At 33.6% G+C, this 12135-nt stretch carries 9 protein-coding genes and 1 tRNA gene; 4 read left to right on the forward strand and 6 right to left on the reverse strand.

All coding sequences use genetic code 11. The features are described 5' to 3' along the window. The first annotated feature begins 32 nt into the window (after positions 1–32). Both ACWGOQ_RS06270 and ACWGOQ_RS06275 read left to right on the forward strand, forming a co-directional pair. Positions 33–269: a hypothetical protein gene (locus tag ACWGOQ_RS06270; protein ID WP_452055984.1), complete on the forward strand. Its 237-nt coding sequence runs from the start codon at positions 33–35 to the stop codon at positions 267–269. A 117-nt stretch (positions 270–386) separates the two neighbouring features. After that, positions 387–626: a hypothetical protein gene (locus ACWGOQ_RS06275; RefSeq protein ID WP_452055983.1), complete on the forward strand. Its 240-nt coding sequence runs from the start codon at positions 387–389 to the stop codon at positions 624–626. Positions 627–688: 62 nt separating this feature from the next. Here ACWGOQ_RS06275 and ACWGOQ_RS06280 read toward each other — a convergent pair whose 3' ends face one another. After that, entirely contained in the window at positions 689–1828 is a 1140-nt protein-coding gene (locus ACWGOQ_RS06280; RefSeq protein WP_452055982.1) for a TlpA family protein disulfide reductase, read from the reverse strand. 208 nt (positions 1829–2036) lie between these two features. On the opposite strand from ACWGOQ_RS06280, the gene ACWGOQ_RS06285 reads away from it, so the two are divergent. Next, complete coding sequence (locus ACWGOQ_RS06285; protein ID WP_452055981.1) at positions 2037–2801, forward strand: peroxiredoxin family protein; 765 nt, start codon at positions 2037–2039, stop codon at positions 2799–2801. A gap of 275 nt (positions 2802–3076) precedes the next feature. Here the strand turns inward: ACWGOQ_RS06285 and ACWGOQ_RS06290 are convergent, their stop codons facing one another. Beyond that, positions 3077–4348 (reverse strand): tyrosine-type recombinase/integrase, encoded by a 1272-nt coding sequence (locus ACWGOQ_RS06290; RefSeq protein WP_452055980.1) that lies wholly within the window; start codon positions 4346–4348, stop codon positions 3077–3079. Positions 4349–4470: 122 nt separating this feature from the next. Between ACWGOQ_RS06290 and ACWGOQ_RS06295 the strand changes: the two genes are divergently transcribed. After that, positions 4471–4532: transfer RNA gene (locus tag ACWGOQ_RS06295), tRNA-OTHER, on the forward strand. Between the two features lie 142 nt (positions 4533–4674). On the opposite strand, the gene ACWGOQ_RS06300 is transcribed toward ACWGOQ_RS06295, so the two are convergent. The 4 genes from ACWGOQ_RS06300 to ACWGOQ_RS06315 all read right to left on the reverse strand — a co-directional run bounded on the left by ACWGOQ_RS06300 (position 4675) and on the right by ACWGOQ_RS06315 (position 12067). Continuing rightward, on the reverse strand, positions 4675–6060 hold the full coding sequence (locus ACWGOQ_RS06300) for an endo-1,4-beta-xylanase (protein WP_452055979.1): 1386 nt from the start codon (positions 6058–6060) through the stop codon (positions 4675–4677). A gap of 96 nt (positions 6061–6156) precedes the next feature. Beyond that, positions 6157–7335, reverse strand: a complete 1179-nt coding sequence (locus ACWGOQ_RS06305) for a hypothetical protein (RefSeq protein WP_452055978.1) — start codon at positions 7333–7335, stop codon at positions 6157–6159. Positions 7336–7346: 11 nt separating this feature from the next. Beyond that, positions 7347–8900, reverse strand: a complete 1554-nt coding sequence (locus ACWGOQ_RS06310; RefSeq protein ID WP_452055977.1) for a RagB/SusD family nutrient uptake outer membrane protein — start codon at positions 8898–8900, stop codon at positions 7347–7349. Between the two features lie 29 nt (positions 8901–8929). Then, positions 8930–12067, reverse strand: coding sequence for a SusC/RagA family TonB-linked outer membrane protein (locus ACWGOQ_RS06315; protein ID WP_452055976.1), 3138 nt, complete (start codon positions 12065–12067; stop codon positions 8930–8932). Between the last annotated feature and the right edge of the window lie 68 nt (positions 12068–12135).

Here is a 12135-nt window from a genome sequence, read left to right on the forward strand (position 1 = left end):
AATTAAGTATTAATCTTTAAACTAATGTAATTATGAAAAACAAGTTAATTATCAAAGTTCTGTTCCTATCTTTAGGAGTCATTTCTATTATTAACCTTTCTAGTATTTCCTTAAATACTGTTTCTGCAGGTGGCACATATGCCTGTGTACCGGCAGCTAATTCTATCTGTCATTATAAAGGTAGTTCTTATCCGAATATGAAGCTTATAATGGTTTCCGATGATGATACTCCGATTGATAAACCTAATGAAGGCGGAAATCAAATCTGATAAAATCATTTACAAGCTAATCCTTCAATCAATCAGATTCAAAACATAACATTGAAATTTGATTGTCTAAATAATGGTTTACAACAACAATAGTAATTCAAATAAATTTTATACATCATGAAAAATAAGTTAATTACCAGAATTCTGCTCCTGTCTTTAGGAATCGCATCAATCACCACTTTTACTAGTAACTCTATTAATACTGTCAAGGCAGGAGGGACCTATTACTGCATAAAAGCACTAGGTCATATCTGTAATCATGGAAGTGGAGACTTTCCAAATATGAAAATGGTTAAAGTTTCCAGCGATGATACTCCTGACGATTCGGACACACCAAATAATGATCATAATATATAGAATCTATCGAATGCAAATTTGTGAATGGGTATATAAAAACTAATAGTTGTTTGTATGCCCATTTACTCTTTTAACAAAGTTTCAATATCGTTTACTAATTTTTCTTTATCCATCCCAAAATAGTTGTGTCTTACTACTCCTTTTTTATCAATTAATAAGTAGGTAGGCAATGCAGTAATTTCAAATGTATCAAGAATATCTTCTCCTAATAAGTTTAAATAAGTAACCTGTTTCTTTTTAATAATCTGTTTTGCTTTTTCCTTATCTTCAGATAGGATACCGATAATTTCTACCTGATTCTTATATTTTTGATTCAATTCTTCCATAGTAGGAAAAGATTTTATACAGGCACTACACCAGATTTCCCAAAAATCTAATAAAATCAATTTATTCCCTACTTCAACAGTATAAGAAGTTTCCATATCAAACAATTCAGTAAGTGTAATTTTCGGCAATTGTTTATTTAAATATTTAAAAGTTTTTGTTCCTTCCTCTCTTCCAATATATTTATAATTAGTTAATTCTCTCTTACGTTCGATAATATTGTCTGTTACTTCCTCATTTATTTTAATACCAGATAACTCAATTCTATGATTTGCTTTGTTTCCTAGTTGAGTATAATGTCTGGTCACTTTTTTAGGTAAAAAAGTTTGTTTATCCAAATAAATAATATTGTAGTGATATGCATTTTCTTGATTTTCTTCCGGATCAATTTCATAATCATACCGTACCTTATAATGATCCTTATCCTTAAGTAACCTAATAGATTTGTAAACCGTATCTAAAGAAAATAAATACTTAGAAACCATTTGTCCTCCTGGCTCACTAAGAATACTAGAATTAGTAAATATGGATAATAAAGTATTCTCATTATCATCTATCCTATATGCATCTTTTCCATCATAAAGATTCTTAAATTTAAAGGTTTGGTTATGTCCATAAAAATGGTACCCCAGGACAGGATCATTTTGTTTCCGCTCTATCAATGTATATCCTTCAAGATCCCAGACTCCTCCTTGTGCAAAAGAATCTAATCTTTTTATAGTATAGGATATTTTTGATATGTTATCCGAGGCTTCTTTATATTGACTCAAGATATAATTGAGATCATCATTCTTGTCTTCTTTACAAGAGTAGAAAATAAAGACAATAATGAAAAAAAAGCATCCAGGTAAAAGACTTTTTTTATGACTAGTATTCATTTTAAGAGTTTTTATTGTAAATATATTTTTTTTATTGATTATTCTATGATTAGGTTTAGATTTCTTTTAATTATAATAGAAAGTATACAAGAAAAAATAATCAAAGAGGTAACAATATGCTCCATAGCAACACTAGTCTATAGAACAATTGTCCAAATACATACTTTTACCATAAAAAACTGAATTTATTCAACCTAAAAATGTGTTCATGAAACGACTATATATACTCTTATCTTTATCCATAGTACTCTTTATTTCTTGTAAAGAGCATTCAAATGAATATGATGAAGTTTTAAATAAAGAATTAAAAGGATTAACCAAGTTATCTACTGAAGATATGGTACGATTAAGCCCTATCAAATGGGAAAAAGAAACAACTCCTTTATTTTTTCTTAAAGATGGAACAAAATTAACCACAGCGCAGTTTAATGAAAAGGTACAAACCAGTACTTATCACCAAGTATTTTTTGCGAATGCAAAGGATCAGGTTAAAGCGGTGGTACTAGAATCCCAAGGTGATCAAAACCGTAAACTAAACCAGAGAATATCAAAACAACCTATTGATATTGGAGAACTAGCTCCAGAATTTGAAGTAACCGATATTAATGGAAATTCCTATAATTCTAAAGATCTCCTTGGAAAAGTGATAGTGATTAATTTTTGGTTTATCAACTGTCCACCTTGCAGAAAGGAAATACCTGACTTAAATAAGCTAGTAGATACTTTTAAAGATGATGAAGTTATATTTCTAGGGTTTGCCACTGATTCTGAAGAAAAACTTCAAAAATTCTTGAAAAAGAATCAATTCTCCTACCACCATATATCCGTAAATAAATTAGTAAATGATTTTGGAGTCAAAGGATTTCCTACCAATATAATTATTGACAAAAAAGGTAAAATATCACTTAATAAAATTGGAGGTCGTGACGACATTTACGAGCTTATGAAAACAAAAATTGAGGAATTATTATAGTATAATCTTTATTGCTTCACAACAATTAATAGGATGATTAAGATAATAATTAAATACAAAGAGAAGTTTCAATTCTTCGTATGGGTATTCTTATGGGCTGTTATCATTAATTCTCCCGTGTTAATAGTGGAACAAGCACCTAAACCAAAACTAACATATGAAGAAATAAGAAGTAAGAATCCTTCTAGGTTTGAAGTTATTTTTACAAAAAATCGAGTACACTTTTTTTTTTATAAAACCTGAAGACTGATTTGTTTTTTCTGCATTTTAGGGGATCAATCGAAATCCATTAATCCTTCTGAAAACTCTTTCTTAGTATCATCATCAAATCCGGCAAAATAAGCTTGGGTGGTCGCCATATCTTTATGCCCTAAACTTTCTTGTATAAATTCCATACTTGCTCCTTTTCTAACTGATAAGGTAGCAAAACTATGTCGTGCCCAATAGGTAGAAATTTCTTCGGGAAGTTCATTCGCTTTACATAATTTTTTGAGATGCTGATTAATAAATTTTGTAAAGTTTTTAATTGCCCTCTGCTTCTGTTGTATCGTGAAATCTGGATTTAAAATCGGAAAAACATAATTTTCCTTAGGTCCTTTAGAATTTCCGTATTTTTCTATAATGTATTTCACATAATTGTTTATGTAAACAGTTATTGGTTTCAGATCCGTTTTAGAAGTAAAAAGCGTTTTAGCTCTATAAAAAATGATTTTGTTATCCGTAACATCTTGATACTGCAATTGACAAATATCTTTAATATTCATACCATTACAATTGTAGGAAAAAAACCAAAAGTCTTTTGCTTTTTCCTGCTCCTTATTTTCAGGAACCGTATCAAATAACTTTTTCATCTGTTGTAGACTTAGAGCTTTTTTCACTTTCTTAGACGATGGAATCTGATATTTCCTTTTTCCAAATGGGTAATATTCTCTTTCTATTTCATCTTCTTCTATTGCTTTATTAAAAATAGCACGCAATGGTCTTAGATAAATTCCTACCGTCGTAATAGAACGACCCTTGTCACGCATATATGTTTCAAAATCTTGCAACCAATTTTTATCGATATCTATAAGCGTAAGGTTGCTATAGCTCTTATTCGTTTGCTCATTTACAAATGCTTGTATCGCTTTTTCACTATATGCGTATGAATTGGCAGTAGAAATTCTATTCTGTTTAGTATATTCAGATATTATTTGTTTATAATGGTAACCTACCTTGATTCCTTCATTTTTCTTTCTAAAAAGCTTCTTCTCGAATTGTGAAAAGGTAAAAGGGGTAATTTCACTTGCTACCTTATTTGCTTTATTTTCAACAGTCTGAATTTGTAATCTCGTTTCTCCATACCCTTTTTTCGAGCTTTTGTCTACCCATATACTTTCAAATTCCTTTTCGGTAAAATCAAAAACAGTAGGATATAGCTTTTGCTTTCTTGGATTGGGTGTAAAGACTCTTAATCTTACTGGATATTTCCCATTAGTTTTAGCTCTTCTTTTATCTAAGTATATTGATATAGAATATTCCATTGTCATAATCTCATTCTTGTGCATACAATGTGCATACGATTTGCATACAAAACTACAAAATATGAATACAGGATAAAAAATTAAAACTAACTATTTTATCAAGAAACTCTCTATTAACAAGGTTTTACATAACTTTAACCTATTATGTAAAAATGTAAAAATTTGACTGGCAGTCAAGAGGTCGTGGGTTCGAGTCCCATCTTCTCCACTCATTAAAAAAAGTTATGGAAATACATCCATAACTTTTTTTGATTTAACGATTATAGTTTTAAATCGCTGCTTTTTATGTCACTATTTCTTCACATAATTAATTGTAATAGAGATTGTCTTTATGGAGTACAACTCTCTAACTACAACCCCTGTAAAAACCCTTGATAAGCAGGTTTTTTGTTAAAAGAAGCATCAAATAATAGAGGCCACTCTGGTCTACCATTATTTTCAGGAATTAACCAGGTATCATTATCTTTTAATCCCCAAATTGTTATGGCATACTTTTTACTTTGTGGAATTGCATTAAAGATTTCAACTACTTCTCTTACTCTCTGTGCTTGAGCTATTGCTCTTTCTTCGGTAAATTCAGTTAAATCATTTGCTGCATTTACCTTTACATCCAACTCAGCAAAATGTACCAACACATCTTTTTCCACCAATTCATCAGTTGCATCCTGTATCTGTTGTATCGTAGGAAAGTTATAATCTATATGCATTTGATAACCCACACCATCAATAAGATTTTTGGAAAGCAAATCGTCTACCATGGTCAAAACTTTTCCTCTCTTTGTAGCATCAAATGTCATATTGTAATCATTATAAAACAACTTTACATCGGGATCAATGGCTCTTGCAAAAGCAAAACATTTTTCTACATAGTCGTCTCCCATTCGCTGCAAGAAAATGGTATTCCTCCATTGAATATTTGGGTCATCATCAATAGCTTCATTAACAACATCCCAAGAATTAATTTTACCTTGATATCTTGTCAATACATCTGTAATATATTGTTCTATTAAATCTTCGAATTCTTGATCTGTGCCACTAAAATTTTCTAATGCTTGTGGAAGACTTCGGTGCCAAATAAGCGTGTGCCCGTGTACATTAAGATTATTTGATTCTGCATATGCAACCAATTCATCTACTTTACTCCAATCATATATAATTGCACCCGTATTATCTATACCTGTAAAAATAGAGGCCATTTTCATATCGTTTTCTGCAGTGATACTGCTGAACTCTCTGGTATATATTTCATCGTAAGAAGGTAATCCCGTTCGTGTTGCGGATACTGCTACGCCAACGAAAAAATTATTTTCAGTGGCGCTTTTAAGCGTTGTATCATCAGGGAACTCTGTACTGGTTTCTACAGAAATGGTATTAGAATTTTCTGAGACCGCACCGTTTACAACAGCCCGCACTCTGTAATAATAATTAGTGTTTTGTACCAATCCAGATACCACCTGAGATAATTGATTGATGGCTAAATCTTCATAACCATCTACAAAAGAAGTAAATCCCGCATCAGTAGAAACATCTAACTGATACCCTTCAGAAAGGAATACGTTATTCCAGTTTGCTTTAAAGCTTGTCAGCGAAATATCAGTGGCTTCTTGAGCTACCGGAGCTATTAGTCGTGAATTATCATTTCCACCATCATCGCTGGAGCAGGAGGATATAACTACCGCTATAGCAAGACAAAATATGGTATATAATACCGATTTATAATTTTTTTTCCTTTTCATAATTTTTTTTTAATCAAGATAAAACAAGGAGGATCTACCCAAACATTTACTTGAATCAGTTCCTCCTTAGTTTTTTATATAAATGTTATATTTATATTATTCTAAGACTCTTAGCCTTAAATTATCAAATCTGTAACCAGATGGTATAGGAGCGTTTCCTCCTTCTTGGCTAATTTGAACGTTTACTTTTGTTATTGTCGAAGGGTTAGGATCTCCATTACCCTGATTATTTGGATCGAAACCGAATCCAAAATCCGAGATTTTGATTTCAACCGTTTGCCATCCTGTTCCTGATAAAGGTGGTTTCACAAGCCAAGTATTCGATGTAGCATCAGTTATTACAAATTCTAATACAGTTCCTGGAAAATCATCAGCATTAATGTCAATTAATAAAAAGGCGTTTTCTGCATCCGTACCTGTTGTCACCGGAGCAAAATCCTGCTCACTAGTACATCCTGTAAAATTGTCTGTGCCTGTGTCATCCCAAATGATTTCTGCTCCCAACGTTCCATCTGTACCAAGTCCATTGGCAATTCGAAATTTACTATCCCCATAATTAGTCCAATTACCCGGAATAGCGCCGTTACCATCAAAATCTGTAAGTAGATATTCAACAAAACCACCTTCAATAGGCAAGTCTTTAGACACCATTCCGGCAGAAGTAACTACGGTAAATTCTGTCGTCTCTGTTCTACCTTCTGGAAATGTAAAAATCAATTCTTGCGGAGAAACCACTCTAAAATCACCAACGGATTCTCCATCAATCAACACATCTTCTACATTAAAAAACCAGTTTCCAAATGCTCTAATCTCAATTCCTGCCTCTCCTTTTGGAGGAGAAAAAGTACCTTCAACCGTTAATGTTGGCTCAGGTTGTACGATTTCGAATTCTGTGGATACTGTTTCTCCATACAAGTTGGTAAATGTTACCGTCTGATTTCCAAACCGACTTCCTTGATCTGCGTCAAAAGGAACATTAAAAAATAATGCTACGTTAGAGTTTAATGCAGAGTTGAAAAAGGTATTTACTGTTCCATCAAAAACAATTTCTTTCATATCTCCGAGACCAGTTCCTTCTACTCTCACCAATTCATCCGGAAGTCCCGAATTGATTGTAGATTCATCCCCTAAAGAAAGGATATTTACAATAGTTGGAGTGCCAAAAGTTCCTCCTTCATTTTCATTTTCTTCACAAGAAGATAAACATAAGAACAGCCCCATCATCAAGAACAGTAGAAAGAACTTCTTGTTCATATTAACTAATTCATTTTTCATCTTTAAATATTTTAATTATTAATTACATAATCCACCGCAGGATTTGTAGTATCTATAAATGATAATTCGGCTGATGGAATTGGTAAGGTAAAACCATTATCATCAACATTTTCTATAAAAAATGATGTAACATTAAATGGCACTAAGGTGTTTACAGTACCTCTATCCTGACTTCTGATAATTGCTTTTGCCATCTCTCTGTCCTCCATTCTCACTAAGTCAAGCCAATATTTTCCTGCTTCAAATGCAAACTCGATTCTTCTTTCGTCCATCAGGGCCTCTCTGGTTAATAATGTTTTATCAGAAAGTCCTGCTCTTCTTCGAATTTGATTAAAAGCATCCAGAGCTCTTACATCACCTGTATTATCCGCATCACCCAAAATAGCTTCTGCATAAATCATCAGTACATCTGCATAACGCATCAATTGTGTGCTCATCTCAGTTCTCATAAAAAACACATTCGGATATTCATTCAAGGATCCTACGACATATTTTCTATATCGTAACAGTGTTGAAGATTGATCGCCATTCTCTGGGAATGTCCATCCACCTTCAGCAGTTAACAATTCAGGATATTCTCTTCCAGGTTCACAGATAATCCATTTTCTACGTAAATCTTCTTCTCCAGGCTGTGTAATTTTATCAAATGCCTGATATAAATCAATACTTGGTGCCACGGAGCCAAATGAACCGTCATTACCAATCACATCATCATTAGCAATCAAATAGGCTTGATTGGTGTTTTGTATACCCCATAATCCATTAATAGCGGTCCAAACCCATCTATAAATACCTTCGCTGTTTACACTTGCCGATGGATTAATAAACTGATCCTGATAATTAGGTTGTAAATTATGTAATCCACTATTGATCACCATTTCTGCATACTCTATGGATTTCTCATAATCCCTAAGAGTTAAGTACATTTCTGCCAAATACGACCAAGCTGCTGTTTTACCTATTCTTATTCCCCCTGAAGTTCCTACTGGCAATAATTCTGCTGCTTTAAGTAAATCATCTTCTATAAAAGCATAGATGCTGGAAACCGTGTTGAGAGGATATGATGTAGAAGTATCCGAAGTTATCTCATCAATCACCGGAACTTCGCCCCATAATCTTACCAAATAGTAATACGAAAAAGCCCGTACAAATCGCGCTTCACCTTCTACCTGATTTTTGACTTCCTCAGAGATTTCTGGGTTTAACTCCCCTCTCAAGACCTTTAGTAATTGATTAGCATCAGCTATCCCTTTATAAAAACCTTCCCATCCTTCCAAAAGTGCGCCATTATTAACTCCTACCGAGAATAATCTATAGGGAGCATCTCCTTCGAAACCTATCGAATTACCCGCCAGCATATCCAAAGAGTACATAAACTTATCATTCGTTGTAAAAAAGGATTGTCCGTATAAGGAATTTGCTCCTGCTAATAATTGATCGTCGGTTTGATAAAAATTATCTTCTGTAATAGAATCTACAACATCAATTTCTAAAAAATCATCACCACAAGATGAGAGAAAGATCAATATAACAACATACGTAAAAAATTTCTTTTTATTTTTCATACCAAACATAATATTTTCTTTTTCATTTATTAAAACTGAACATTTAGTCCAAGACTCATTGTTCTCGGAACGGGATATCTACCAAAATCTATTCCTTTAAAGATAGCACTTTGATTCAATGATCCTACTTCAGGATCATAACCGGAGTAATTCGTAAAGGTGTATAAATTTTGAATAGTAGTGTACACTCTAATCTGATCAAAGATTTTTGTTTTACCAAATGTATCTTTGGGCAATGTACATCCAAAAGTAATACTCTGTATTCTTAGGTATGATCCATCTTCTATAAATCTATCAGACACTCTGTTGTTCCCATTTTTGTCACCGTCAGAATATCTTGGTAAACTTCCATCAGTATTTGAAGCGCTGAATCGATCGATTACAGAGGTTGCCTGATTAGAATTGAAACGATTTACACCTTCAATATACGTTCTAGTGTAGTTATAAATGTCGTTACCGTAAGATCCCTGAAGAAATATAGACAAATCAAACATTCCGTATCGGAAATTGTTAGTTATACTATAGGTAAAGTCTGGATGGGGATTTCCGATAAACGTTCTATCGTTATCATCTATGGTTCCATCACCGTTAAGATCTCTGAATCGAACATCACCAATCCAAGTACCGGTGGCTTCATCACGCGAACTTTCTGAAGGGATCACACCGTTATCTAGTTCTTCTTGAGTTCTAAATAAATCATCTGTTACAAAACCATAGAACATCCCTATTGGTTGACCCACTTCTGACCTTGTTAAATCTGCAATAACTTCCTCATCTCTTAAGGTACCGATAATAGCATCATTTTCACCAGATAATTCAGTGATTTCATTGCGATACAAACTAAATACAATATTCGTATCCCAGCTAAACTTTTGATTGGTTATATTTTTGGTATTTAAGGTAACATCAATACCATCATTGATCATTTCACCAAAGTTTTCTACAGGAGCATTTACTCCAATAAAGGATAATGTATTTAAGCTTCCTAAAAACCCTGGTACAGGTCTGGTTGCTAAGAAATCTTTGGATGTTTTTCTATAAACATCAACGTCCAGTCTAATACTGTTGTCGATGAAACCTAGTTCAACTCCTAAGTTAGGAGAGATTAGTGATTCCCAAGCAACATTGGGGTTATTAAAATTGGCTAAACTAAATCCGCTCCCCAGCGCTGTATTTTGATTTCTAAGAAAACTCAAATACAAAAAATTATTAATGTCTTGGTTTCCACTGGTACCGTACCCTGCTCGAATCTTAAAATAACTCCAAGCACTTGAAATTCCTTCCATAAATGGTTCGTCACTAACTACCCAAGCAGCAGAGACCGAAGGAAATAGTCCCCATCTATTGTTAGGTCCAAACTTAGAAGAACCATCATATCTTAGGGAAGCAGAAAACAAATATTTAGAATCATAGTTATAATTAATTCTACCAAAATATGAGAGAAGTGACTGTGCTCCTTCAAAAGATTCTGATAGCGATGTTTCTGCATCACCCGTATTTAAACCGGGAATATCATTACTTGGAAAATTAGATCGCTGTCCTGATAATCCCTGAAATTTTACTCTTTGTGCTTCACTACCTAATAAAATATCGAGTCCATGATTTCCGAACTGTGGGTTATATGTCAAATAATTTTTGAATAGGTAATATAAACCCTCATTCGCACCTTTAAAAGCAGAATTTAGATTATTCGAAATTGATCCAAAATCAAATGTTGGAAAAAAACTTTCTGTCTTAGCGGTATTATAATCATACCCAAGATCCGATCTAAACTTAAGGTTGTTTGCTAATTTTATATCTAGATAAACATTCCCATTTACTTTAAACCGTTCTAACGTGCTGTTTCTTATTTCTGAAGCGGCCACCGGATTAAGTGCTCCTGTATTTCCCAAATTATTTTGAGGAGACCCAAAAGTTCCATCCGGGTTTCGAACAGGTACATCTGGGGTTTGCCTTAATGCAGTTGTAATAGTTCCATTACGAGAATCGTTTAAACCTATTTCTTCTAGCGAACTACTCATATTGATATTATGCCCAAATTTAATCCAATCATTGTATTGATGATCGAGATTTAGTCGTAACCCATATCTTCTTAGACCAGAATTAATGACAATCCCTTCCTGTTCAAAATAATTGGCTGAAGCATAAAATTTAGTGCTTTCTTTTCCTCCAGAAATTGATAATTGATGATTTTGGATAGGTGCAGCTCTAAAAATAGCTCTTTGCCAATCTGTACCTTCCCCTAAAATGCTTGGATTTTCAAACTGAGGAGCCGGAGGTAAATTAGTTGATGGACTTTGCCTAACTTCATTAGAATATGCCGCAAACTCCCTGAGATTCATCATATCCAAGTGTTTAGGTGCCGTTTGTATCCCTCCATACGTTTCATAGCTTATTTGGGCCTTCCCGGCTTTTCCTCTTTTTGTGGTAATCAATACCACTCCATTAGACGATTGTGCACCATAAATAGCAGCTGCAGAGGCGTCTTTTAGAATTGTTATAGATTCTATGTCATTAGGATTTAGCGCAGAAAGAGGGCTTATTGCAGTTTGTCCACCGGTTCCTCCGAACCGTGAAAAATTAAAAGAATCACTTTCTGAATTTTGAACATTTACTCCATCTATGATATACAATGGTTCATTAGACCCTGTAACCGAAGTAGTTCCACGTATCCTTACCGATACTGCCCCACCTGGTCTACCAGAACTTCTGGTTACGGTAACCCCTGATACTAATCCCTGAATTCCCTGATCAATATTAGTAACGGTTTGTTTTTCTAAAACATCCGCACTGATTGTTGATATAGCGGATGTAAGATCTTTTTTTCTGCTTTGTCCATATCCAATAACCACAACCTGTTCTAAATCTGTCGCTTCCTGAATCAGCGTAACGTCTATCCGCTCTGATCCATCAACAATTTTTTCTACAGTTTGCATTCCAACATAAGAAAATACCAAAATGTTTCCTTTCGTTACTCCTTCTAATATGTAGTTTCCATCAAAATCTGTTAAAGCACCATTTGTTGTGCCTTTTACTAATACTGTTACACCAGGCAGCGGTAAACCAGTATTGTCTGTGACTGTTCCAATTACGTTATTTTCTTGCGAAAAAACATGCTGTGTCCCAATTAAAATAAATGCAATAATTGCGAGTTTAAGTCTTATCATATGACATTGTTTTTATGTAGTTTAGTTAAAAAGTGCCTATAGCAACTTTGTTTTCCTTTTGTTAGTAT

The organism is Aquimarina ulvae (assembly GCF_053613295.3).